Origin of the sequence: Streptomyces sp. MCA2 (assembly GCF_023544705.1) — a bacterium.
GTDB lineage: Bacteria > Actinomycetota > Actinomycetes > Streptomycetales > Streptomycetaceae > Streptomyces > Streptomyces decoyicus.
The window spans coordinates 144,669-169,660 of record NZ_JAMJFM010000009.1 but is presented as its reverse complement, the minus strand read 5'-3'; the positions used below and the strand labels follow the sequence as shown (position 1 = coordinate 169,660).

Below are 24,992 nucleotides of genomic sequence, written 5' to 3'. Positions count from 1 at the left end.
CCACGCACCTCTTTTCCGCTCCCCCTAAGGAAGTTGCCCTCATGTTCAGCAGACCGACTCTCCGCGGCGCCGTCCGGCTGCCCGCCGCGCTCCTCGCCGTCGCCCTTGGTGCCGGCGCCCTCACCGCGTGCGGTGGCGGCACCTCCTCGGGCGGCGACGACGCGGCGAAGGCCGGTGCCGGCTTCCCGCGCACCGTCAAGAGCGCCGTGGGCGGCGAGGTGAAGATCCCCGCCAAGCCCAAGCGCGTGGTCGTCCTGGACACCGGTGAGCTCGACGACGTCACCATGCTCGGCATCAAGCCCGTCGGCGCGGTCTCCCCGCACATGAAGTCCGAGGGCGGCTTCCCCGCCTACCTCAAGGACGAGATCGGGGGCGTCAAGGACGTCGGTCCGCTGCTGGAGCCGAACCTCGAAAAGATCATCGCCCTCAAGCCCGATCTGATCCTGTCCTCCAAGGTCCGCCACGAGAAGGTCTACGACAAGCTCAAGGCGATCGCGCCGACGGTCTTCACCGAGACCACCGGCGGCCCCTGGAAGGCCAATCTGAAGGTCCACGCCAAGGCGCTGGGCATGGAGAAGCAGGCCGACCGGAGGATGAAGGAGTACGAGGCCCGCGCCAAGGCGCTGGGCGAGGCCATCAAGAAGAAGTACCACGGCAAGATGCCGACGGCGTCCGTGGTCCGCTTCGTCGCCGGTCCGACCCGCCTGTACCAGAAGTCCTCCTACAGCGGCGTGGTGCTGAACGACATCGGCCTGGCCCGGCCGAAGTCGCAGAGCTCCACCGACCCGGTCAAGACGATGCTCGACGTCAGCCCGGAGCAGATCGACAAGGCCGACGCCGACCTGGTGTTCGTGACCGTCGCCGACGACCCGGACAAGACCCAGCAGAAGGACGTCACGTCCAACCCGGTCTGGAAGGACCTGCCGGCCGTCAAGAAGCACAAGGTCTTCACCATGCCCGACGAGACCTGGATGTCCGGCATCGGCATCCAGGCCGCCGAGCACATGCTCGCCGACGTGGCGAAGTCCACCGGCGTGCCGCTGCCCAAGGGCTGACGCACCCGCAGCGGGAGTGGGCCGCCGTCCCCACGGCCCGCCCCCGCCCGCGATGTCCCCCCGCACCATCCTTGATCCTGAAGGACCCCGCCCATGCGGCTGTATCTGCTCGCGCTCAACCCCACCGACTCGGTCACCCAGGGATTCCTCCCCGCCGCCGCCCGCCTCGGTCTCGATGTCACCCTGCTGACGGACCAGCCCGAAGCACACCGGCGCAACAGTCCTCAGACCGAGGTCCTCGAGTGCGACGTCCATGATTTCCGTGCCGTCATCACCCGCATCGCCACGCACCACCCGGCCGCCGCGGTCTTCACCAACAGCGACCACCTCCAGACCCAGACGGCCCTGGCCGCGGAGTACTTCGGACTGCCCGGCAAGGACTGGCGGGCCGCGCTGCGCGCCAAGAACAAGGCCGAGATGCGCCGCCACCTCGCCGCGTCCGGCGCCGACACCGTGCGGTCCGTGGAGCTCGCCCCCGGCCAGGACCCGTCCGCGCTCACCGCCGCGGCGCTGCCCTACCCCTGTGTCGTCAAGCCCCGCGAGGGCGTGGCCAGCGAGGATGTGATGCTGGCCGCCGGTCCCGGGGAACTGGTGGCGCGCGCCGAGGAGATACAGGCGCGGCGGCCGCAGGCGGCGCTGGTCGCCGAGGAGTTCCTGGCCGGCGAGCTGTACACCCTGGAGACCCTCGGCGACGGACGGCTGCGCCATGTCCTGGGCGGTTTCCACACCACGCTCTCCGCGCCGCCCGCCTTCATCGAGGAGCGGCACGACTTCGTCGCCGTCCACCCGGAGCCGGTCGTCGAGCAGGTGCTGGCCCAACTCGACGCGCTGGGAGTGGGTTTCGGCGCCTGCCACACGGAGTTCGTGGTGCACGAGGGCCGGGCGCGGCTCATCGAGGTGAACTACCGCGTCATCGGCGACCAGTGCGATCTGCTGCTCGCCCAGGTCCTGGGCATCGAGCTGTTCGAGCACGTCCTGCGGACCCATCTCGGCGAGCCGCTGCCCGCCGATCTCGGTGCGCGGCAGGACGGCGTGGGCCGGGTGGAGTACGCCCTCGCCGACCGGGCCGGGACGCTCACCGCCGCGCCCGCCGCCACGGACCGCGAGACGGACGGCGTACGGCTGGCCTACCGGCCGCTGCGCACGGTCGGGGCCGAACACCCGCTGTACCGCACCAACCGCGACTACCTCGGCGTGCTGCGGGTCACCGGCACCGACCGGACCGCCCTGGACCGGGCCGCGGACGGCTTCTTCGCCGCCGAGCGCTGGGAGATCTCGTCATGACGGTCTCCCCCGACCTCCGCGCCGGCACGACCGGGCAGGAGACGGCCGGCGCCGCCGAGGAGTCCGAGCTGCTGCTGCGGGTGCTGAGCGCGCTGCTGCGCGAGGACGTCGTCGGCCTGCGGACCCGCAGCACGCTGCTGGAGCGGCCGGACGGCCCCTGGCTGCGGCTGGCCGCCGACCCGGCGGCCGGTGCCCTGCTGCTGCCGCTGGGCCCGGACGGCTACCAGAGCGTGCACGCGGCCCGGCTGCCGCTGCTCGTCCGCGAATCCGACGGCGCCCGCCTCACCTCGGTCGACGAGGTCCTCACCGCCCTGCGCACGCTCGCCGACCCGGTCGACCGCCCCGGCTTCGACGCCTTCGCCGAGGAGTGCCGCCAGACCCTGGCGACGATGCGGCTGCACACCCGCACCCGGGACGAGGTGGACCGTGCGCTGACGGAGCGTCATGGCGCGTCCGATGCCTGGCGGGGGCTGGACGGCGGCCTGGCGTACGACACCCTCGCCGCGCGCCTCGACCACCCCGTCTACCCGGCCTCGCGGGGCCGCTCCGGCCTGGACGAGACGCAACTGCGCGCCTACGCACCGGAGTTCCGTCCGGACTTCGCGCTGCGCTGGCTGGCCGTACCGCGCTCCGCGATGACCGTCGCGGGCGGCACCGCGGCGCTGCCCGGCTGCTGGCCGACGCCGGCGGAGCTGGATCTGCCGCACCTCGACGACAGCCATCTCGCCCTCCCCGTCCACCCGTTGACGCTCGGCGAGGCCCTGCACGAGGCGCTGCGCGAGACCGGCCTGGAGAACGAGGCGGTGCTGTCCGGGCGCGCGCTGCTCGGCGCGGTGCCGACGCTGTCGATGCGGACCGTGGCGGTGGACGCCGACCCCCGGCTGCATCTGAAGCTGCCGCTGGCCACCGCCACGCTGGGGCTGCGCAACCGGCGCACCATCAAGCCGCGCACCCTCGTCGACGGTGCGGCGGGCCAGCGGCTGCTGGAGCAGGTGATCGCCCGCGAGCCGCGGTTCGCAGAAACGATTCTTCAGGCCGACGAGACGGTGTACGCGCACGCCGGCCACGAACTGCTCGCCGTGCTGTGCCGGCGCTATCCGGCCGGGCTGGAAGGCAGTGCCGTGGTCCCGATGGCCGCGCTGCTGGGCCGGGCGCCGGGCGGGCGGCTGGTGATCGACGAGCTCGCCGACCGTTTCTACGGCGGTGACCCGCTGGCGCTGCTGGACGCCTGCCTGACCCTGCTCTTCGACTGGCAGACCACGCTGTTCGGCTACGGCTTCGGCCTGGAGTCGCATCAGCAGAACATCTCGCTGGTACTGGACCAGGGGGCGCACGGCACCCGGCTGCGGCTGCTGTTCAAGGACAACGACGCGCCGCGCATCAACGCCGTACGGCTGCGGGAGACCCTGGGCGACGACGCCCCGGACCCCGAGGACTTCGCCGATCCGCGGATCTTCGCGGACCACGACCGGCCGGTGCTGGACCTGTTCACCACCATCACCGTCCATCTGTGCGCGGGCTCCTACGCCTTCGGGCTGGCCCGGCACGGGCGGGCGCCGCAGGACCGGCTGCTGGGGCTGGTCCGCGACCGGCTCGCCGAGGCCGTGGAACGGCTGGGCACCGCACCGGGCGAGCCGGGCGCCGCGCTGCGCGCGCACGTCCTGGACGCCCCGCGGCTGCCGGTCAAGGCGATGGTCAGCGCCGGCAGCCTGCTGTCCAAGGAGCGGTCCGGCGCGGCCGACATCAACAAGCACTACACCACCGGCCCCAACTATCTGATGCCGATGGGGACTTCCCGATGAGCCCGATGAAAACCGCCCCCTCCCCACGGGTCGACGCATCCGCCGTCGAGACCAAGGTCCGCCCGGATATCGGCCGCCGCCAGGTGTACGCCGTGGCCGGCTGCTACTTCGTGGCGTCGTTCGCCGCGCTGGGCCTGCCGCCGTACCTCACCGAGATCCTGCCCGAGCTGGGCGACGGCGCCGCCCGCTGGGCCGGTCTGCTCTACATCGTGCCCACCATCTTCGGCGCCATCGGGGCGCCGCTGTGGGGGCGGCTCGCCGACCGGTTCGGCCGCAAACGGCTGCTGCTGCGCGCGCAGTTGGGGCTCGCCGCGGCGTTCCTGCTGGCGGGCTGGGCCGACTCGATCGGCACCTTCGCCACCGCCCTGGTGATCCAGGGCGTGCTGGGCGGCACCTTCGCCGCGTCGAACGGCTATCTGGGGGCGGCGCTGGAGGGCCATGCGCTCTCCCGGGCGCTGACCCTGATGCAGGGCAGTGCCCGCGCGGCGCTGGTGTGCGCGCCGATCGTGGTCGGCTCGCTGACGCCGTGGCTGTCGCCGCACCGCCAGTACGCACTGCTGGCCGTGCTGCCGCTGGCCGCCGCGGCGATGCTGGCGGCGCTCCCGGAGCCCCCGCGGTCCCGGCCCGCACCCCCGCAGGCCACCACCGCGGAGGCCGAGGCGGACGGGACACCGGTGGTCGAGGCCACCGCCGAGCCCTCCGGGCGGGCCCCGGCCGCCTCCCTGCGGGCCCTGTACGCCATCGAGTTCGCGTTCGTCTTCTCCACCGTCATCTCCTTCCCGTACCTGATCGCCCTCATCAAGGAGCGCATACCGGGTACCGGCCCGATGGTGTCCGGGATCCTGTTCGCCCTGCCGCACATGTGCTACCTGATCGCGGCGATCCCGGTGCACTCCCTCTTCCGCGGCCGTCCCCGGCTCGGCATCGCGCTCGGCTTCGGCTGTATCGCGCTCGGCCTGGCCGGGCACGGCTTCGCCGACTCGCTCACCTCGTTCGTCGCGGTGCGCCTGGTGCTCGGCGCCGGCCTCACCCTGGGCCTGGTCTGTATGTCGGTGCTGGCCGCCGACTGCGCCAAGGGCCGTGCCCCCGGCGGGCTGTTCGGCTCGATCGAATTCTTCTCCAAGGCCGGCGCGGTCGCCGCCGGTGTGGCCGCCGCGGCCGGAAACGACTGGTTCGGCCCCACCGCACCCGTCCTGACCGGCACCGCGATAGCGCTGGTCACCGTGCTGGCGACCGCCCTTCCCCGCCTTCCCCGTACTCTCCGCACCCGCAGGAGCCTTCGATGCCCTCGCTGACCAACTCACCCGCCGCCCCGGCCTGCGCCACCCCCGCCGGTCTGCCCACCGCGGACGAGGCCGTGGCGCACACCCTGCTCAACTGCCTGCTGCGGGAGGTGTCGGGGCCCGAGCACCAGACCGCCGTCGACCACGGCCGGCTGCTGCTGCGGCTGCCGCGGCGCGGAGTGCTGCTCCGGGTCGCGCTGCGCCGTACCTCGCTGCTGGGCGCGCACCGGTTCACCGGCCCGGTCTCGGAACAGACCGCCGACGGCTGGGCCGAGGTCGGCTGGCACCGGCTGGCCGAGTACGTGCATGCCGAGCTCTCGCTGCGGACCGGGGTGCGCAACGAGGAGTTCCTCGCGCAGATCGCCTCCAGCCACCAGGCCGTCTCCGCCGCGCTGGCCGCCCGTACGGAGCCGTGCCCGGCCGCCGGGGGGAGCGTCGCCGAGGACCCGCAGTCCGGCGCGGAGGACTGGCAGGCCGCCTACGTCGCCTCCGAGCAGTCGCTGGTCCTCGGCCACCGCTTCCACCCGACCCCCAAGGCACGCACCGGCGACCCCGTCTCCTGGCAGTCGTACGCCCCCGAGACCGGGGCCGTCTTCCCGCTGCTGCTGCTCGCCGTGCGCGAGGAGCTGATCGCCGAGGAGGTGTCCGCCGACGGTGCCACCGGCCCGCTGGACGCGCTGCACACCGACGTCCCGGACGGCTACCGGCTGCTGCCCGTACACCCCTGGCAGTACGAGCTGCTGCGCGACCACGCGGGTCTGCAAGAGGCGCTGGACCGCGACGACATCCGCGTCCTGGGCAGCAGCGACACGCCGTTCGCGGCCACCGCGTCCGTGCGCACGCTCTACGACGGCGAGGCGTTCCTCAAGTTCAGCCTGAACGTCCGGATCACCAACTGCCTCCGCAAGAACGCCAGTTACGAGCTGTCCGGGGCGGTGGCCCTCACCCGGCTGCTGGCACCGGCGCTCACCGATCTCGCCACCCGGTTCCCCGGCGCCGGGGTGCTCCGGGAGCCCGCCTACCGCAGCCTGGCGCTGCCCGGCGCCGACGGCCGCCCGGACACCGAGCTGCTCGAAGGGTTCGGTGTCATCGTCCGCGAGGGCCTGTCCCAGCAGCTGCTGCCGGGCACCACCCCGCTGCTGGCCGGCGCGGTCGCCGACGAGTACCCCACCAGCCCGGCCCATGTCTCCCGCCTCCTGGACGGGGCCGGCCCGCAGGCCGCCCTGGAGTGGTGGGCCGCCTACCTCAATCTGCTGCTGTCGCCGGTGCTCGCCGCCTACTTCGACCACGGCCTGGTGCTGGAGCCGCACCTGCAAAACGTGCTGGTCTGCGTCGACGGCGACGGGATGCCCGCACAGGTCCTCTTCCGCGACCTGGAGGGCACCAAGCTCGTCCCCGAGCACCACACCGAGCTGCTGGCCTCGCTGCCCGAGCAGGTCGCCGGACCGATGACCTACGACGCCCAGCGCGGCTGGGACCGCGTCGTGTACTGCCTGCTGGTCAACCACGTCGCCGAGATGCTCGCCGCACTCGCCGATCTGCACCCGGACACCGAGACGGAGCTGTGGGCGCAGGTGCGGCGCACCCTCCAGACCCACGCGGACCGGTACGGCTGCCCGCCGCGGCTGGCCGCCCTGCTGGCCGGCGTCCCGCTGCCCGCCAAGGCCAACCTGCTCACCCGCTGGGAGCGCAAGGCCGACCGCGAGGCGGGCTATGTCCTGCTGCCCTCGCCGCTGGCCGAGGCCGTTCTGTCGGGCGCCGGGCGCACCGACGACACCACCCCCTGGAGCGCACGATGACCACTCCCGCCCCCGCCCTCACAGCGGACGTCCGCGACCGCGTCCGCTCCCTCTCCCCCGAGGAACTGCCCGCCTACCTCTACGACCTGACGGCGCTGCGCGCGCACCTGGCCGAGGTGCGGGCCGCGCTGCCCGAGCGCGTCGAGTTGTACTACGCGGCCAAGGCCAACCCCGAGCCGGAGATCCTGGAGGCGCTGCGCCCGTACGTGGACGGCTACGAGGTCTCCTCGGGCGGCGAGCTGGCGCATGTCGGCAAGGCCGTGCCGGGCGCGCCGCTCGCCTTCGGCGGACCGGGCAAGACGCCCGCCGAGGTCGCGCAGGCGCTGGAGCTGGGCGTACAACGCTTCCATGTGGAGAGCGTGTACGAGCTCCACATGCTCGCGAGCCTGGCCGCCCGGCTCGCCCCACAACGCCGTATCGCGGTGCTGGCCCGCTTCAACCTGCCGGTCGACGACGGCTCCCTGGACGGCAGTTCGCTCGCCATGGGCGGCCGCCCGACCCCCTTCGGCCTGGACCCCGCGCAGGCCGGCGAGGTCGTCGCCCTGCTCACCGACGGCAGCTACCCACAGCTCGAACTCCGCGGTATCCACGCCCACTTGGCCAGTGGACTGGAGGCACCCGAGCAGCTCGCCGTGTCGGAGGCCATCGTGACGTGGGCCGCCGGGCTGGCCGCGGAGCACCGTATCCCGCTCTCCGAGGTGACCATCGGCGGCGGGATGGCCGTCGACTACGCCGTCCCGGAGCGCCGGTTCGACTGGGCGGCGTACGGTGCGGGCCTGGCCCGGCTCGCCGCCGCCCACCCCGGCTTCACCCTGCGCATCGAGCCGGGGCGTGCGCTCACCGCGTACTGCGGCTGGTACGCCACCGAGGTGCTGGATGTGAAGCACAGCCACGGCGAGGAGTTCGCCGTGGTCCGCGGCGGCACCCACCATCTGCGCACCCCCGCGACCAAGGGCCATGACCAGCCCTGCACGGTGCTGCCGTCCGAGGCGCCCTGGCCGCACCCCTGGCCGCGGTCGGCGGCGCGGGGCGGCCTGGTCACCGTCACCGGGCAGCTGTGCACCCCCAAGGACGTCCTCGCCCGCAACGTCCCGGCACCGGGGCTGCGGGCCGGTGACCGGGTGGTGTTCGGCGTCGCCGGGGCCTACGCCTGGAACATCTCGCACCACGACTTCCTGATGCACCCGCGCCCCGGCTTCCACTTCCTCGGCGCCACGGAGCCCGGCGCGGCGGAGGAGGCCTGAGATGCTGCGCCCCAACGAGGTCCGGCAGAAGCTCGGTGCGGGCAAGGAGGTGTACGGGCTCTTCAGCACGCTTCCCGAGCCCACGATGGTCGAGATGATCGGCTGCGCCGGCTATGACTTCGTCATCCTGGACACCGAGCACACCCTCGTCGACCCGCAGCGGCTGGAGAACCTCATCAGGGCCGCCGAGACGACCGGGCTCACGCCCTTCGTCCGGGTCCCCGAGGCCGACCCCGGTGCCGTGCTGCGCGCCCTGGACGCCGGGGCGATGGGCATCGTCGTCCCGCACGTACGCGGGCGCGCCGACATCGACGCCACGATCCGCGCCGCCCGCTACGCGCCCGAGGGCATGCGCTCCCTCAACGGCGGACGGGGTCCCGGCTTCGGCCGTATCGACCCGGCCGAGTACATCCGCCGGGCCAACGCGGAGATCATGGTCGTGGCGCTCCTGGAGGACGCCGAGGGCGTGGCGGCGATCGACGAGATCCTCGCCCCCGGCGGCGTCGACCTCGTCCTGCCCGGTCCCGGGGACCTCTCCCAGTCCTACGGAGTCCCCTGGCAGGTCCGCCACCCCCGCGTCCAGGAGGCGGTCCGCACCCTGCGCGGCGCCTGCGCCCGCCACTCTGTTCCCTTCTGTGCCATGTCGACCACGCCGGAGCGCCGCGCCGAGTGGCGCGCCGACGGTGTCACGGCCTTCGTCCTGGGCGAGGACCGCGATCTGGCGGCGCGTGCGCTGCGGGCACACCGGGAGCGGACCGCCGGGCGGGAGTGACGGCAACTCCATCGGCGGTACCTGAGCGGGCTCCGGGCGGGTAACTGATGACCGGGTAACCGATCGTCCGAAGGAGCTGAGCGGTACATGGCCCAGAACACGGCATTCATCATCGCGGGAGCGGGGCTGGCCGGCGCGAAGGCCGCGGAGACGCTGCGCGCGGAGGGCTTCGACGGCCCCGTCCTGCTGCTGGGCGAGGAGCGCGAGCGTCCCTACGAGCGGCCGCCGCTGTCCAAGGGCTACCTCCTGGGCACCTCCGAGAAGGAGAAGGTCTACGTCCACCCGCCGCAGTGGTACGCCCAGTACGACGTCGACCTGCGCACGGGCAACGCCGTCACCGCCCTCGACCCGGCCGGCCACGAGGTGACCCTCGCCGACGGCAGCCGGCTGGGCTACGCCAAGCTGCTGCTGGCCACCGGCTCCACACCCCGCCCGCTGCCGGTGCCCGGCGCCGACCTCGACGGGGTCCACACGCTGCGGCGCCTGGCGGACAGCGACCGCCTCAAGGAGGTCTTCCGGACCGCGTCGCGGATCGTGGTGATCGGCGGCGGCTGGATCGGCCTGGAGACCACGGCCGCGGCGCGCGCGGCAGGGGTCGAGGTGACCGTGCTGGAGGCGGCGCCGCTGCCGCTGCTGGGGGTGCTGGGCCGCGAGGCCGCCCAGATCTTCGCCGATCTGCACACCGAGCACGGTGTCGCGCTGCGCTGCGGCACCCAGGTCACGGAGATCACCGGCACGGACGGTGCGGTGGACGGGGTGCGGCTGGCCGACGGCACCCGTATCGCGGCGGACGCCGTCATCGTCGGCGTCGGGATCACCCCCAACAGCGAGCCGGCCGCCGAGGCCGGGCTCAAGGTCGACAACGGTGTCGTCGTCGACGAGCGGCTGTGCTCCTCCCACCCCGACATCTACGCCGCAGGCGATGTCGCCAACGCCTACCACCCCCTCCTGGGCCGGCACCTGCGCGTCGAGCACTGGGCCAACGCCCTCCACCAGCCGCAGACCGCCGCCAAGGCCATGCTGGGCCAGGAGGTCCGCTACGACCGGCTGCCGTACTTCTTCACCGACCAGTACGACCTCGGCATGGAGTACACCGGGTACGTCGGGCCGGAGGGCTATGACCGGGTCGTCTTCCGCGGCGACACCGGCACCCGTGAGTTCATCGCCTTCTGGCTCTCCGGCGGCCGGGTGCTGGCCGGGATGAATGTGAACGTCTGGGACGTCACCGAGCCGATCCGGGCCCTGGTGGCGAGCGGGCGGGCCGTGGACCCCGGGCGGCTCGCCGATCCGGACGTGCCGCTGGCGGATCTGGTCCCCTGAGCGGCGGCCGGGCTGTTCTCACGCGGCGCCGCGGGTGACTGTGTGGGCGCCGTAACGACGGTTGATCTCTTGACGTGACACCTGGTTAACGGGCGATTCCTACCGTGGAGCGGAACATCCGACCACGAAGGGGACCGCCCGTGACCGCACCGGAAACACCGGCAGAGAGCATCACGCAGGTGCGCACGGCGTGCTCGTACTGCGGTGTCGGCTGCGGGATCGTGCTGGATGTCGGTACGGGCCCGGACGAGCGGCGGACGGTGCGCAAGGCGGCCGGCGACAAGGCGCACCCGGCGAACGGCGGACGGCTGTGCACGAAGGGCGCGACCAGCGCCGAGCTGCTCGCCGCGCCGGGGCGGCTGTCGACCGCCCTGGTGCGTGCGGACCGCGGCGACGAGCCGGTGTCCGAGGCGATGGAGACGGCGGTCAAGCGGACCGCCGGGCGGCTGCGCGAGATCGTCGACGAGCACGGTCCGGACGCCCTCGCCCTCTACGTCTCCGGTCAGATGACCCTGGAGGCCCAGTACTTGGCGAACAAGCTCGCCAAGGGTTTTGTGCGCACCCGGCACATCGAGTCCAACTCCCGGCTGTGCATGGCGAGCGCGGGCAGCGGCTACAAGCTGTCGCTGGGCGCGGACGGCCCGCCCGGCTCGTATGAGGACTTCGAGCACGCCGACGTCTTCTTCGTCATCGGCTCGAACATGGCCGACTGCCATCCGATCCTCTTCCTGCGGATGATGGAACGGGTCAAGGCGGGCGCCAAGCTGATCGTGGTCGATCCACGGCGCACCGCCACCGCGGCCAAGGCCGATCTGTTCCTCCAGATCGCGCCGGGTACGGATCTGGCGCTGCTGAACGGCCTGCTGCACCTGCTGGTCGAGAACGGCGCCGTCGACGCGGAGTTCATCGCCGAGCACACCGAGGGCTGGGAGGCGATGCCGGACTTCCTCCGGGACTATCCGCCCGCGACCGTCGCGGAGCTCACCGGGATACCGGAGGAGGGCCTCCGCCGGGCCGCGGAGTGGATAGCGGCCGCGGGCGACTGGATGAGCTGCTGGACCATGGGCCTGAACCAGAGCACCCATGGCACCTGGAACACCAACGCCCTGATCAACCTGCATCTGGCGACCGGTGCGATCTGCCGCCCCGGCAGCGGCCCGTTCTCGCTCACCGGCCAGCCCAACGCGATGGGCGGCCGCGAGATGGGCTACATGGGGCCGGGCCTGCCCGGCCAGCGCTCGACGCTGGTGGACGGGGACCGGGCCTTCGTCGAGGAGCTGTGGGGGCTGGAGGCGGGGGCGCTGCGGGCGGACGGGCCCGGCCAGGGCACCGTCGAGATGTTCCGGCAGATGGCGGACGGCGACATCAAGGCGTGCTGGATCATCTGCACCAACCCCGTCGCCTCGGTCGCCAACCGCCGGACGGTCATCGAGGGGCTGGAGGCGGCCGAGTTCGTCGTCTCGCAGGACGTGTTCGCGGAGACCGAGACCCATGCGTACGCCGATGTGGTGCTGCCGGCCGCCATGTGGGCCGAGGCCGAGGGCGTGATGGTCAACTCGGAGCGCAATCTGACCTTGGTGCGGCAGGCCGCCGATGCCCCGGGCGAGGCCTGGCCGGACTGGCGGATCATCGCCCGGATCGCCTGCGAGATGGGGTACGAGGACGCCTTCGGCTACGAGAGCGCGGAGGAGATATTCGAGGAGATCACACGCGCCTGGAACCCGCAGACCGGCTATGACCTGCGCGGGGTGAGCTATGAGCGGCTGCGGCAGAGCCCCGTGCAGTGGCCCAGCGCGGCCGCCGACGGGCCCGCCCGCAATCCGCTGCGCTACCTCAACGACGGCGTCAGCCAGACCCTGGACGAGCGGCCGGACGGCACCCGCCCCCGGCTGTCCTTCCCCACCGCCAGTGGCCGGGCCGTGTTCTTCGCCCGTCCGCACCTTCCGGCGGCCGAGCTGCCCGACGACGACTTCCCGTACGTCCTCAACACCGGCCGGCTGCCGCACCAGTGGCACACCCTGACCAAGACCGGCAAGGTCGCCAAGCTGAACAAGCTCAACCCCGGCCCCTTCGTGGAGCTCCATCCGCAGGACGCCCGGGCGCTGGGCATCGCGGAGGGCGACACGGTCGAGGTCGCCTCGCGGCGCGGCCGGGCGGTGCTGCCCGCCGTACTGACCGACCGGGTGCGGCCCGGGAACTGCTTCGCGCCGTTCCACTGGAACGACCTGTTCGGCGAGTACCTCAGCGTCAATGCGGTGACCCATGACGCGGTCGATCCGGTCTCCTTCCAGCCCGAGTTCAAGGTGTGTGCGGTCTCGCTGGCCAGGGTCGCGGGCGAGGCGGGAGGCGGGCACGGCGGGGCGGGCTCGGCGCACACGGGCGGCGCGCCCGGGACCGGTGCGAGCCAGGGCTCGGGGGCATTTCCGGGCTCCGGTGCGGGCCAGGACAGCGGTACGGGCCAGGGCTCCGGTGCGGGTGGTGCCGTCGGGGTGCTGGCCGGGATGTTCCAGCTCGCCGATACCGCCCCGCCGGTGCTGGCCGAGCACGAACGCCGCTACCTCGCCGGCTTTCTCGCCGGGCTGGGCTCCGCTCCCACCGCCGGCACGCCCGTACTGCCCGACCGGGCGCCCTTCGGCCCGGAGAGCGCCCTGTGGGTCAACGGCGTACTGGCCGGGATGTTTTCGCGCACCCCGGACCGGCCGGCCGCACCGGACCCGGCGGACGCCCCCGCCGAAGTGTCCGGTGTCACGCCCGCCCGTACGGTCCTCGTGCTGTGGGCCTCACAGACCGGCAACGCGGAGGAGGTCGCCGCCGACACGGCCCGGCGGCTGACGGGCAGCGGGCGGGAAGCGAAGCTGCTGAGCATGGCCGACAGCGCCCCGGCCGCCCTGCCGCCCGGCGCCGATCTGCTCCTGGTCACCAGCACCTTCGGGGACGGCGACGCCCCCGACAACGGGACCGGCTTCTGGGAGACCCTCAGCGCACCGGACTCCCCGCGGCTGGACGGGGTGCGCTACTCCGTCCTCGCGCTGGGCGATTCCTCGTACGACGACTTCTGCGGCCACGGCCGCCGGCTGGACACCCGGCTCGCCGAACTGGGCGCGGTGCGGCTGGTGCCGCGTACGGACTGCGAACCGGACTACGCGCAGCCGGCGGGGAAGTGGCTCGATCAGGTGCTCAGCGCCCTGGAGGCCGACGCGGAGCAGGGCGGCGGGGCCGAGCGCGGCACCACGGGGGAGGCGGGCGCCGCCGCGGCGGGTGCGGCGCCCGCCCCCGAGACGCCGGCCCCCGCCCGCCCCTCCAAGGCCGCACCCGCCGCCGCCCGCCTCGTCGGCAACCGGCTGCTCAGCCGTGCCGGGGCCACCAAGGAGGTGCGGCAGTTCACCTTCGACACCCGGGACGGCAACGGCACACCGCTGGCGTACGAGGCGGGCGACGCACTCGGCGTGCTGCCGCGGAACTGCCCGGATCTGGTCGCGGAGTGGCTGGCCGTCACCGGTCTCGACCCCGCCGCCACCGTCGACCTCACGGGCCTGGGCACGGTGCCGCTGAGCGAGGCCCTGCACCGCCATCTGGACATCGCCAAGATCACCCCCGGCCTCCTCCGGCTCGTGGCGGAACGCACCGGTGACCGGACCCTCAAGAAGCTGCTGCGGCCCGACAACAAGGGCGAGCTGGCCCAGTGGACCTGGAGCCGGCAGGCCGTCGACGTCCTCGCCGAACACCCCGTCCGGGCCGGTGCGGCGGAGTGGGCCGACGTCCTCACCCGCCTCCAGCCCCGGCTCTACTCCATCTCGTCGAGCCCGCTGACCGATCCCGCTCTCGTGCGTCTGACGGTCTCCGTGGTCCGCTACGAGAACCGCCGGGGGCGTCCGCGCAAGGGCGTGGCCTCCACGTTCCTGGCCGATGCGGAATCGAACAGCCCGGTGCCCGTGTTCGTGCAGCGCGCCGCCCATTTCCGTCCGCCGGCCGATCCGGCCACCCCGATGGTGATGGTGGGCCCCGGGACCGGCGTGGCCCCCTTCCTCGGCTTCCTGGAGGAGCGACGGGCCCTCGGCCACCGCGCCCCCAACTGGCTCTTCTTCGGCGAGCAGCGCCGCGCCACGGACTTCTACCACGAGGAGGAACTCGGCCGGCTGTGCGGCGACGGCCTGCTCACCCGGCTGGACACCGCCTTCTCCCGCGATCAGCGCGCCAAGGTCTACGTCCAGGACCGGATGCGCGAACACGGCGCCCAGCTGTGGTCCTGGCTCCAGGACGGCGCCCATTTCTATGTGTGCGGCGAGGCGTCCCGGATGGCCAAGGACGTCGACCGGGCACTGCGGGACATCGCCGTCGCGCACGGCGGTCTGGCGGAGGAGGCGGCCGCCGGCTACGTCAAGCAGCTCGCCGCCGAGAAGCGCTACGTACGTGACGTGTACTGAGGAACCTGCCGACGCGGGGCCCGGTGGGCACGGACGGGCCTGTGCGTTCACGTCATGAACGGAGCGCCTCGTGAACGCGCCCTCAGATTTTTTTCCTGAACGGGCCGACCACGTGCATTGGACGGACGATGGTGAGGAAGGAGAGCCCCATGACCTTGAAAACTGTCCCCACCATGACCACCGAACCGACGCCCAGGGGGCCCGGGGCCGTGCCGAGCGAACCGGAGCACGCGCCGCGTGACCCGGTCCCGGCCGAGCCGGAGCCGGATGAGCCGGGCCCGGATCCCGAGGAGCCCCCGGGTGCGGAGCCGGGCGACCACCCGGCCCCCGAGCCGCCCGACTGAGCCGGAACCGCCCCGGTTGCAGGCCCTGCGCCCCCACAGCAAGGTGGATGGAATGGTGCATGTCGGATACACAATGATGACCGAACAGGCCGGGCCCCGGGCGCTGGTGGAGCATGTGGTGGGCGCCGAGCGGGCCGGCTTCGACTTCTCGGTGACCTCCGACCACTACTTCCCGTGGCTGGCCGCCCAGGGCCACTCCCCGTACGCCTGGAGCGTGCTGGGCGCCGCGGCGCAGGCGACCACCCGCATCCCGCTGATGACGTATGTGACCTGCCCGACGACCCGCTACCACCCCGCCGTCGTCGCCCAGAAGGCCGCGACCATGCAGCTGCTCTCCGGCGGCCGGTTCCGGCTGGGGCTCGGCTCCGGAGAGAACCTCAATGAGCACGTGGTGGGTGCGGGGTGGCCCGCCGCGCCCGTACGGCTGGACCAGCTGGCCGAGGCGATCGAGATCATCCGGGCACTGTTCCGCGGCGGGGAGGTCACCCACCACGGCATCCACTTCGACGTGGTGCACGCCAGACTCTGGGATCTGCCCGAGGTGCCGCCGCCGATCGGGGTGGCCGTCTCGGGTCCCCGGTCCTGCGAGATCGCGGGCCGGCTGGGCGATCTGGTCATCGCCACCGAGCCCAAGGGCGAGCTGCTGACCACCTTCGACCGGCACGGCGGCCAGGACAAACCGCGGATCGGCCAGCTGCCCGTCTGCTACGACCCCGACCGCAAGGCGGCCCTCGCGCGGGCCCACGAGCAGTTCCGCTGGGCGGTCGGCGGCTGGCGGGTCAATGCCGAGCTGCCGGGCCCGGCCGGATTCGACGCGATGACGGAGTTCGTACGTCCCGAGGACGTCGCGGAGGCCTTCCCGTGCGGCGACGACGTCGGCCGCTTCGTCGACGCGGTACGCGCCTATGTGGACGCGGGCTTCACCGAGGTCGCCCTGGTCCAGATCGGCGGCGCGCACCAGGAGCCGTTCCTGGAGTGGGCCGAGGCCGAGCTGCTGCCCGCGCTGCGCACGCTGTGAACGCCCGTTGCACGCCACCGTGACAGGGAGATGAGCATGCAGGATGCGGAAAACCCGGCAGACACGGGAACGAGCGCGGCGGCGCCGGGGCCCCTGGACGCCGCCGAGCTGCACCGTCTCGACGCCCACTGGCGGGCCGCCAACTATCTGGCCGTCGGGCAGATCTATCTGATGGCCAATCCGCTGCTGACGGCGCCGCTGCGCCCCGAGCACATCAAGCCGCGGCTGCTGGGCCACTGGGGCACCTCGCCCGGCCTGAACCTGGTCCACACCCACCTCAACCGCGTCATCAAGGCCCGCGAGCTGGAGGCCCTGTGCGTGTGGGGTCCGGGGCACGGCGGCCCCGCCGTGGTGGCCAACTCCTGGCTGGACGGCACGTACGCGGAGACCTATCCCGATGTCAGCCGGGACGGCGAGGGCATGGCCCGGCTGTTCCGGCAGTTCTCGTTCCCCGGCGGGGTGCCCAGCCATGTCGCGCCGGAGACCCCGGGCTCGATCCATGAGGGCGGCGAGCTGGGCTACTCCCTGACCCATGCCTACGGCGCGGCGTTCGACAACCCGGAGCTGTTCGTCGCCTGTGTGGTCGGCGACGGCGAGGCGGAGACCGGGCCGCTCGCCGCGTCCTGGCACGCCACGAAGTTCCTGGACCCGGTGCACGACGGCGCGGTGCTGCCGCTGCTGCATCTCAACGGCTACAAGATCGCCAACCCGACGGTGCTCGCCCGGATTCCGCAGGACGAGCTGGATGCGCTGCTGCGCGGCTACGGCCATGACCCGATCCATGTCTCCGGCGACGATCCGGCGGCGGTCCATCAGGCGCTGGCCGCCGCCATGGACAGCGCACTGGACCGGATCGCCGCCATCCAGCGCCGGGCCCGCACCGAAGGGGTGACCGAGCGCCCCCGCTGGCCCATGATCGTGCTGCGTACGCCCAAGGGCTGGACCGGTCCGCACGAGGTCGACGGGCAGCCCGTCGAGGGCACCTGGCGCGCCCACCAGGTCCCGCTGCCGGGCGTACGCGAGAACGCCCAGCATCTGCGGCAGCTGGAGGACTGGCTGCGCTCGTACCGGCCCGACGAGCTGTTCGACGACGAGGGCCGGCCGACACCGGAGGTCCTCGCCTGTGTGCCCGAGGGGTCGCGCCGGCTGGGCGCCTCGCCGCACGCCAATGGCGGTCTGCTGCTGCGCGATCTGCCCGTCCCGCCCCTGGAGCGGTACGCGGTGGAGGTGACCAAGCGCGGCAGCGAGCTGCACGAGCCGACCCGGGTGCTGGGCGGGCTGCTGGAGGCGGTCATGGAGGCCACCGCCGAGCGCCGTGACTTCCGTGTCGTGGGCCCCGACGAGACCGCGTCGAACCGCCTGGAGGCGCTCTACGACGCCACCGGCAAGGCCTGGCAGGCCGAAACGCTCGGCACCGACGAGCATCTCGCGCGCGACGGCCGGGTCATGGAGGTGCTCTCCGAGCATCTGTGCCAGGGGTGGCTGGAGGGCTATCTCCTCACCGGCCGGCACGGGCTCTTCTCCAGCTACGAGGCGTTCGCGCACATCGTCGACTCCATGGTCAACCAGCACATCAAATGGCTGCGGACCGCGCGCCGGCTGCCCTGGCGCCGTCCTATCGCCTCACTGAACTACCTGCTCACCTCCCATGTCTGGCGGCAGGACCACAACGGCTTCTCGCACCAGGACCCCGGCTTCGTCGACCACATCCTCAACAAGAGCCCGGAGGTGGTCCGGGTCTATCTGCCGCCGGACGCCAACACCCTGCTCTCGGTCGCCGATCATGCGCTGCGCAGCCGCGACTACGTCAATGTGATCGTGGCCGGCAAACAGCCGGGCTTCGACTGGCTCACCCTCGACGAGGCCCGCACCCACTGCGCGCGCGGCGCCGGCGCCTGGGAGTGGGCGGGCACCGAGGACGGTAGCCGGGAGCCGGATGTCGTACTGGCCTGTGCGGGGGACGTGCCCACGCAGGAGACGCTGGCGGCGGCCGATCTGCTGCGCCGGCATCTGCCGGAGCTGGCGGTGCGGGTGGTCAATGTCGTCGACATGGCCCGGCTGCTGCCGTCGAGCGAGCATCCGCACGGTATGCCGGACCCCGAGTACGACGCGCTGTTCACCCGCGACAAACCGGTCGTCTTCGCCTACCACGGCTATCCGTGGCTGATCCACCGCCTCTGCTACCGCCGCGCCGGCCACGAGAATCTGCACGTCCGCGGCTACAAGGAGGAGGGCACCACCACCACGCCCTTCGACATGGTCGTCCGCAACGATCTGGACCGGTACCGGCTGGTGATGGATGTGATCGACCGGGTCCCGGGCCTCGGGGTGCGCGCCGTCGCGCTGCGGCAGGCGATGGCGGACGTCCGTACCCGCCACCACGCCTGGATCCGGGAGCACGGCACCGACCTGCCGGAGGTCGCCGACTGGACCTGGGCGGGCTGACGGCGCACGGCTGCCCGATGGCCGCCTCCGACGGAGTGACGCGCGGCGCGGTGACCGGGCGGCCGGGCCCCCGCATGTGAGCCTGAGGCCCGGGTACCCGGGCCTCGGAGGTGCGCGGATGGCTCGACGGCTGACGACCGGCGCCGAACTCATCGGATGGTGGGCGGTGTTGACCGGCCTGTGGATCGTACTGATCGGTCCCGTCGACACCCTGGAATGGGTGGTCGGCGCCGGCTGCGCGCTGCTCGCCGCCGCGGCGGCCTGCGGGGCGCGCCGCGCGACGGAGCGCCGGTGAACGGGTGGACCGCGGCGGGCACCGCGCTGCTGCTGGGCGGCGTCGTCCCGGCCGCGTACGGCGCCGCCACCGGCCCGGTCCGGCGGCGGGTGCCCGCCCAGAACCTGGTCACCACGCTGCTCAGCCTCGTCGTCCTGCTGCTGGCTCAGGGCTTCGGCCGCCCGGCGTATGTCGATCCGGCGCTGGTGCTCGCGGTGCTGGGGCCGGCCGGCACGCTGCTGTATGTGCGGCTGCTCGCCGACCGGTTGGCGGACCGTCCGCCGCGGCCGCGCACCCTGCTCACGGTCACGGCGCTCACCTACGTCGCGGTTCCCGCGGTGGTGCTGCCGCTGTGCGTGGCCGCCGGACCCGGCAGAGCGCTGGTGAAACTGCTGGTCATCGGCGTGCTGTTGGTGATGGGGAGCCGGGTGGCCGCCCGCGCGGTGACCGCCGCCGTCAGCACCGGGCACGGCCGGACCGGGCCCGCGGAAGGGATGTCCGATGGCTGACGACCTGCCGCTGCTCGTCGGCCTGGCCCTGGTGGCCGTCGCCGGGACCGCCACCGTCCTGGTGCGCGACCCGGTACGCCAGTCCTTTCTGCTGTCCCTGCTCGGTCTCGCGCTGGCCACCCTCTTCCTGCTGCTCCAGGCCCCCGATGTCGCACTCTCCCAGCTGGCGGTCGGCTCCGCGCTGACCCCGCTGATGGTGCTGCTGTCCGTGCGCAAGGTCCGGCGCAAGGCGCGCAGCGAGCGCCGGGAGGAGCACGAATGAGCATGCGGCTGCGGCTGTGCGTGCTGGCCGCCGGCGGCCTGGGCGTGGCCGTGCTGTTCCTCCTGGCCTGCTTCGATCTGCCCGCGTTCGGCGGCCTGTGGCATCCGTACGGCGACCGGGCCGTCCATGCCGCGCTCGCCCGGCACACCGCCAACACCGTCTCCTCCGTCAACTTCGACCAGCGCGCCTTTGACACCCTCGGCGAGGAGTCCATCCTGTTCGCCTCGGTCGTGGGCACCGTCGCCCTGCTGCGGCAGACCCGCGACGAGGACCGGCTGCCCCCGGAGCCGGTCCGGGTCGCGCCGCCGGTGCGCCGCTATGCCCTGATCGCGCTGCCCGTCACCCTGCTCATCGGCCTGTACGTCATCGCACACGGCCAGCTCAGCCCCGGCGGCGGCTTCCAGGGCGGGGTGGTGGTCGCCACCTCGCTGCATCTGCTCTACATCGCCGTGGACTACCGGGCGCTGGAGCGGATCAGACCGGTCGGCATGTACGAGGTGGCGGACGCCGCGGGCGAGGCCGCCTATCTGCTGGTGGGCGCGGCCGCGCTGCTGACCGGGGCGGCGTTCCTGGCCAACTTCCTTCCCTACGGCACCTTCAACATGCTCTCCTCCGGGGGCACGGTTCCGCTGCTCAACGCCGCCATCGGCGTGGAGGTGGCGTGCGGGGTGGTCGTGCTGCTGGCCCGCTTCCTGGACCAGGCCGTGGAGATCGAGAGCGAAGGCCGGGACGACGAGGCGGAGGCGAGGACATGAGTGTGCTGCCGTATGTGATCGCGGCATGGCTGTTCCTGATCGGCTGTTATGGGCTGGCCACCAGCCGCAACCTCATCCACGCCGTGGGCTGCCTCGCCGTCTGCCAGTCCTCGACGTATGTGCTGCTGCTCGCCATCGGGTACCGGGACGGCGGCACCGCCCCGGTCTTCTCCGACATCGCGCCGGGCTCACGCCCCGTCGTCGATCCCGTCGTGCAGGCCCTGACCCTCACCGACATCGTGATCGGGGCGACCGTCACCGCGCTGCTGCTCTCCCTGGTCATCCAGGTCGCCAAGCGGCACCGGACGGTGGATCCGGACGAACTCTCGGAGCTGCGCGGGTGAGCGTCGCGCAGACCCTGCCGCTGATCGTGGCGACTCCGCTGTCCGGCGCGGCGGTGCTGGTCGGCGCGGGCCGCCGGCTGCCCCGGTACGCGGCGGAGCTGCTGGGGTGCCTCTTCGCCGCGGGCGCCGCGACGCTCGCGCTGGGCGCCTCGGCCGCCACGCCGTCCTCCACCGCGCGGCCCGTGGAGTGGCTGGGCGGGTGGCGGCCGCACGGCGGGGCGAGCGTGGGCATCGTGCTGGTCGGCGGCCGCATCGGCCTCGGCCTGGCCGCGCTGGTCTCGCTGCTGGCACTGGCCGCCCTCGCCTACGCCTGGCGGTACTTCGACGAGCCGCCACGGCGCCATGCGGGCTCCTTCCCCGCCCTGGTGCTGCTCTTCCAGGCGGGCATGTGCGGCTTCTCGCTCACCGGGGACCTCTTCAACGCCTTTGTCTTCTTCGAGCTGATGGGCGTCGTCGCCTACGCACTGACGGGCTACCGCATCGAGGAGGCCCGCGCGGTCCAGGGGGCGCTGGTGTTCGCCCTCGTCAACTCCCTCGGCGCCTACACCACCTTGCTGGGCATCGGGCTGCTCTACGCCCGGACCGGCGAACTCGGCCTCGCCCAGATCGGCAGCGCCCTCGATGCGCGCCCCGGCGGCCCGGACGCGCTGGTGATCGCCTCCTTCGTCCTCGTCGTCACCGGTCTGCTGGTCAAGGCCGCGGCGGTGCCGTTCCACTTCTGGCTCGCCGATGCGCATGCGGTGGCGCCGACGCCGGTGTGCATGCTGCTGTCCGGGGTCATGGTCGAGCTGGGCCTGTACGGCACGGCCCGCGTCTACTGGACGGTCTTCGCGGGCCCCGGCGGCATCCCGGCGCCCGCGGCGCACCGGGCACTGCTGGCCCTGGGCGTGCTGACGGCCGTGCTGGGTGCGGTGATGTGCTGGCAGCAGCGCCATCTCAAGCGGCTGCTGGCCTACTCCACCATCGCGCACACCGGAATGTTCCTGGTGGGCCTCGCGACGCTCACTCCGGAGGGGCTCGGCGGCGTCGCCCTGTACGTGCTGGCGCATGCCGGGGTGAAGGCCGCGCTCTTCGCCTGTGCGGGCATTCTGCTGGACCGGTTCGGCAGCGTCGACGAGCTCCAGCTGCACGGCAAGGGGCGCGAACTCCGTTGGGCGGGCGTGCTGTTCGGCATCGGTGGGCTGGCGCTCGCCGGGCTGCCGCCGTTCGGCACCGCGCTGGGCAAGGCCGTCATCGAAGAGGCGGCGGGCGGCTGGGCGACGGCGCTGTGCGTACTGGTCTCGGCGGCCACCGGGGGCGCGGTGCTGCGGGCCGGGGCGCGGGTGTTCCTGGGACTGGGACCGGTTCCGGAGAGCGCGGCACCGGAGTCCCGCCCGGCCGCCGACCACGACGACGACGCCGAGGAGACGACCGGAAAGGAGGAGGAGCCGGAGACCCGTGGCGGGCGGCTCTCCCGGATCCCGGACAGCATGCTCCTCGTGCCCACGGCGCTGCTCGCCGGGGCGCTGGCGGTGGGGCTGGACCCGGCCCTGCGCACCGGCGTCGGCCGGGCCGCCGACGCCTTCACCGACCACGCCGGATACCTCACGGCCGTCCTGTACGGGCGGGCGGCGGAGCCCGCGCCCACTCCCCCGCCGCACTGGACCGTGGCCGGTGTGCTGTGGGGCCTGCTGGCCACCGCACTGGCCACGGCGTTCGCCCTGCTGGCCGTGCGGCGCCCCGAACGCCGGGAACCGACGCGCTGGGCCGTGCCGCTGCGCCGACTCCACTCCGGTCATGTGGGCGACTATGTCGCCTGGTTCCTGGCGGGCATCACTCTGCTGGCGGCACTGATCGTGTGACGGGTGCGGGCGGCTTCCGTGCCGTCAGTCCCGTCAGTCCCGTCAGTCCCGTCCGTGCTGTCCGTGCCGTCCGTTCCCTCAGTCCCGTCAGCGCCGTCAGCGCCGTCAGCGGCGGCTACCGGTTCACGCGGCGTCGCTGGCCGCGGCCGGTCGGTGGCGCCGCGGGTGCCGGGTCAGGTGCCCGATGCCTCCAGTACGTCGTCGACGACGGAACGGTCCAGCGCCGCGCGCACCAGCCCCGAGGCGAAGGCGGCGGTCTCGTCCTGCTTGACCAGCCGCGCGAGCTTCCCGCTGTCGTCCGGCAGGCCCAGCCGCCCCGCCCCCTGGACGGCCTTGGCATCGAGATACGGGGCGAGTTCGGTCCAGACGCCCTGCACCTCGCGCAGAAAGATGTCGCAGCCCGCGGGCCCCAGGCCCGGCACCTTCCGCAGGGCGCCGCGCAGCGCGGCGGTGTCGCCGCCGGCTTCCTCCCGCATCCGCCGTAGATCGCCGCGGTAGGTGTCCTGCAGCAGGGTGGCCCCGTCACCGAGCTGGGTGGCGGTGCGCTCGTCGTAGCGCCGGTATCCGCCCTCCCCCAGCGCGTCGACCCGTTGCTGCCAGGTCGCCTCCGCCATCCGCCGCGGTGTGCGCAGGCCCGCGTCGAAGAGGGCGCGCGCGGCCGCCACCGCCACGGAGGCGCGGATCCGCGCACTGAGCAGACCGGCCAGCACCAGCACCTGGTACAGCGGCTGCGGCGTGTTCCCCAGCCGGATCCCGCTCTGTGCCGCAAAGGTCTCGCCGTGCCGCTCCAGCAGGGTGCGCGCCACGGCCCGCTGCCCGCCGCGGGGGCTCACGCGGCGCCCCCGCCGAGGCTCATGAGGTCGAGAAGAGAAGTCCTGGCCACGCCCTGCCCTCTGTCGTGTCGTGGGTGATCCGCTTGTCGCGTCGTGGGTAATGCGCTTGTCGCCGCGTGGGTGATCCGCCGTCACACTCCCCGGTGCGCCGGGCGGGAAACCGCCACTGCTCCGTGGGGCCCAATGCCCCCGCACCGGGTGCGCGGCCACGTCCGGGCGACTACGCTCACGTCGCTGTCCGACCGACGACGGGGAGGCGACGCTTGTCCCGGGACGCTGAGGCTGCGCATCACTCCACCGGTCGGCCGGAGCAGGAGGAGGCAAAGGACCAGGAGGACGCGGAAACCGCGGTCACCGTTCTCGTGGCGCTCGGCGCCAACTTGGTGATCGCCGTGGCCAAGCTGCTCGGCGGGCTGTTCGCGGCCTCGCCCGCGCTGCTGTCCGAGGCCGCGCACTCGGTCGCCGACAGCCTCAACGAGATCTTCCTGCTCGCCTCCCTCAAGCGCAGCAAACGCGCGCCCGACAGCAAGCACCCCTTCGGCTACGGAAAAGAGCGGTACTTCTGGTCCCTGCTCGCCGCCGTCGGCATTTTCGTCATGGGCGGCTGTTTCTCCGTCTTCCAGGGCATCGAGGCACTGCGCTCGGGCAGTTCGGAGACCCGTACGGGCTATGTCGCCGGCCTGATCGTGCTGGCCGTCGCGCTGGTCGCCGAGGGCTCCTCACTGGTCCGCGCCCTGCTCCAGATCCGCGGCCAGGCACGGCAGGACGGCCGCGGCATACGGGAGGCGATCCGCGCGGCCGACGACCCGGCGTTGCGGACCGTGCTGGCGGAGGACTCCACCGCCTGTTTCGGTGTGGTGGTCGCCATGGCCGGCATGGGACTTCACATGATCACCGGCCAGGTGCAGTGGGAGGCCTGGGCGTCGATGATCATCGGTGCGCTGCTGGTGTTCGTCGCCTACCAGCTCGCCAAGCAGTCCCGCGGCCAGATCATCGGCGAGGCCGCCGACCCGGCGCTGCGGCAGGCCATCCGGGAGTTCCTGGAGGCCCAGCCGGAGATCGACACGGTGACCACCTTGCTGTCGATGCGGCTGGGGACCCGGTCGACGCTGGTCGCGGCCCGCGTCGATCTCGTCCCCGGGCTGGACAGCGAGGAGGTGGAGGAGGTCCTGGTGCGGCTGAAGAAGACCGTCCGGGAGAAGTGGCCGATCGCCGACCAGCTCTTCCTGGACGTCACAGAAGCCTCACCGAGGGACCGCGCACGGGCCCGGCGGGAGCGTCGGCAGCTCGACAGAGCGGTGAACGGCGAGCCCGAGCAGGACGAGGCGGAGCGGCGGCCGGAGGGCTGAGGCGGAGCAGCGCCCGGAAGGCCGAAAACGCGCAG

At 73.0% G+C, this 24,992-nt stretch carries 20 protein-coding genes; 19 read left to right on the top strand and 1 reads right to left on the bottom strand.

Features of this window, described 5'->3' with window-relative positions; translation table 11 throughout:
- Nucleotides 1-41 precede the first annotated feature (41 nt).
- The 18 genes from M8I34_RS10130 to M8I34_RS10045 all read left to right on the top strand — a co-directional run bounded on the left by M8I34_RS10130 (nucleotide 42) and on the right by M8I34_RS10045 (nucleotide 22,775).
- Nucleotides 42-1,055 carry an ABC transporter substrate-binding protein gene (locus tag M8I34_RS10130; RefSeq protein ID WP_250049061.1) on the top strand — a complete coding sequence of 338 codons (1,014 nt, stop codon included), beginning with the start codon at nucleotides 42-44 and terminating at the stop codon, nucleotides 1,053-1,055.
- A gap of 93 nt (nucleotides 1,056-1,148) precedes the next feature.
- Entirely contained in the window at nucleotides 1,149-2,339 is a 1,191-nt protein-coding gene (locus tag M8I34_RS10125) for an acetyl-CoA carboxylase biotin carboxylase subunit family protein (RefSeq protein WP_250049060.1), read from the top strand.
- On the top strand, nucleotides 2,336-4,141 hold the full coding sequence (locus M8I34_RS10120; protein ID WP_250049058.1) for an IucA/IucC family protein: 1,806 nt from the start codon (nucleotides 2,336-2,338) through the stop codon (nucleotides 4,139-4,141). Before M8I34_RS10125 ends, M8I34_RS10120 begins: the two co-directional genes overlap by 4 nt.
- Nucleotides 4,142-4,146: 5 nt before the next feature.
- On the top strand, nucleotides 4,147-5,436 hold the full coding sequence (locus tag M8I34_RS10115) for an MFS transporter (protein WP_250049134.1): 1,290 nt from the start codon (nucleotides 4,147-4,149) through the stop codon (nucleotides 5,434-5,436).
- Nucleotides 5,424-7,223, top strand: a complete 1,800-nt coding sequence (locus tag M8I34_RS10110; RefSeq protein ID WP_250049056.1) for an IucA/IucC family siderophore biosynthesis protein — start codon at nucleotides 5,424-5,426, stop codon at nucleotides 7,221-7,223. The genes M8I34_RS10115 and M8I34_RS10110 overlap by 13 nt, the downstream gene beginning before the upstream one ends.
- On the top strand, nucleotides 7,220-8,467 hold the full coding sequence (locus M8I34_RS10105) for a type III PLP-dependent enzyme (protein ID WP_250049054.1): 1,248 nt from the start codon (nucleotides 7,220-7,222) through the stop codon (nucleotides 8,465-8,467). Before M8I34_RS10110 ends, M8I34_RS10105 begins: the two co-directional genes overlap by 4 nt.
- A gap of 1 nt (nucleotide 8,468) precedes the next feature.
- Nucleotides 8,469-9,239, top strand: coding sequence for an HpcH/HpaI aldolase/citrate lyase family protein (locus M8I34_RS10100; RefSeq protein ID WP_250049052.1), 771 nt, complete (start codon nucleotides 8,469-8,471; stop codon nucleotides 9,237-9,239).
- An 87-nt stretch (nucleotides 9,240-9,326) separates the two neighbouring features.
- Nucleotides 9,327-10,559, top strand: a complete 1,233-nt coding sequence (locus tag M8I34_RS10095) for an NAD(P)/FAD-dependent oxidoreductase (RefSeq protein ID WP_250049051.1) — start codon at nucleotides 9,327-9,329, stop codon at nucleotides 10,557-10,559.
- A gap of 140 nt (nucleotides 10,560-10,699) precedes the next feature.
- On the top strand, nucleotides 10,700-14,983 hold the full coding sequence (locus M8I34_RS10090) for a bifunctional nitrate reductase/sulfite reductase flavoprotein subunit alpha (protein ID WP_250049049.1): 4,284 nt from the start codon (nucleotides 10,700-10,702) through the stop codon (nucleotides 14,981-14,983).
- Nucleotides 14,984-15,132: 149 nt separating this feature from the next.
- A complete protein-coding gene (locus M8I34_RS10085) occupies nucleotides 15,133-15,327 on the top strand; it encodes a hypothetical protein (protein WP_250049048.1) in 195 nt (64 codons plus the stop codon).
- A gap of 52 nt (nucleotides 15,328-15,379) precedes the next feature.
- Nucleotides 15,380-16,345: an LLM class F420-dependent oxidoreductase gene (locus M8I34_RS10080; RefSeq protein ID WP_250049046.1), complete on the top strand. Its 966-nt coding sequence runs from the start codon at nucleotides 15,380-15,382 to the stop codon at nucleotides 16,343-16,345.
- 36 nt (nucleotides 16,346-16,381) lie between these two features.
- Nucleotides 16,382-18,790: a phosphoketolase gene (locus M8I34_RS10075; RefSeq protein ID WP_250049044.1), complete on the top strand. Its 2,409-nt coding sequence runs from the start codon at nucleotides 16,382-16,384 to the stop codon at nucleotides 18,788-18,790.
- 118 nt (nucleotides 18,791-18,908) lie between these two features.
- Nucleotides 18,909-19,085 (top strand): hypothetical protein, encoded by a 177-nt coding sequence (locus M8I34_RS10070; RefSeq protein ID WP_250049043.1) that lies wholly within the window; start codon nucleotides 18,909-18,911, stop codon nucleotides 19,083-19,085.
- On the top strand, nucleotides 19,082-19,573 hold the full coding sequence (locus M8I34_RS10065; RefSeq protein WP_250049041.1) for a monovalent cation/H+ antiporter complex subunit F: 492 nt from the start codon (nucleotides 19,082-19,084) through the stop codon (nucleotides 19,571-19,573). The genes M8I34_RS10070 and M8I34_RS10065 overlap by 4 nt, the downstream gene beginning before the upstream one ends.
- A complete protein-coding gene (locus M8I34_RS10060) occupies nucleotides 19,566-19,835 on the top strand; it encodes a hydrogenase subunit MbhD domain-containing protein (protein ID WP_250049039.1) in 270 nt (89 codons plus the stop codon). The genes M8I34_RS10065 and M8I34_RS10060 overlap by 8 nt, the downstream gene beginning before the upstream one ends.
- The gene (locus M8I34_RS10055; RefSeq protein WP_250049038.1) at nucleotides 19,832-20,590 is read left to right on the top strand and encodes an MnhB domain-containing protein; all 759 of its coding nucleotides are present in this window, start codon (nucleotides 19,832-19,834) and stop codon (nucleotides 20,588-20,590) included. Before M8I34_RS10060 ends, M8I34_RS10055 begins: the two co-directional genes overlap by 4 nt.
- On the top strand, nucleotides 20,587-20,934 hold the full coding sequence (locus M8I34_RS10050) for a sodium:proton antiporter (protein ID WP_250049036.1): 348 nt from the start codon (nucleotides 20,587-20,589) through the stop codon (nucleotides 20,932-20,934). Before M8I34_RS10055 ends, M8I34_RS10050 begins: the two co-directional genes overlap by 4 nt.
- Nucleotides 20,931-22,775 carry a complex I subunit 5 family protein gene (locus M8I34_RS10045; protein ID WP_250049030.1) on the top strand — a complete coding sequence of 615 codons (1,845 nt, stop codon included), beginning with the start codon at nucleotides 20,931-20,933 and terminating at the stop codon, nucleotides 22,773-22,775. Before M8I34_RS10050 ends, M8I34_RS10045 begins: the two co-directional genes overlap by 4 nt.
- A 173-nt stretch (nucleotides 22,776-22,948) precedes the next feature.
- On the opposite strand, the gene M8I34_RS10040 is transcribed toward M8I34_RS10045, so the two are convergent.
- Nucleotides 22,949-23,608, bottom strand: a complete 660-nt coding sequence (locus M8I34_RS10040; RefSeq protein WP_250049028.1) for an endonuclease — start codon at nucleotides 23,606-23,608, stop codon at nucleotides 22,949-22,951.
- Nucleotides 23,609-23,871: 263 nt separating this feature from the next.
- On the opposite strand from M8I34_RS10040, the gene M8I34_RS10035 reads away from it, so the two are divergent.
- Nucleotides 23,872-24,957 (top strand): cation diffusion facilitator family transporter, encoded by a 1,086-nt coding sequence (locus M8I34_RS10035; protein ID WP_250049026.1) that lies wholly within the window; start codon nucleotides 23,872-23,874, stop codon nucleotides 24,955-24,957.
- Nucleotides 24,958-24,992: the final 35 nt, after the last annotated feature.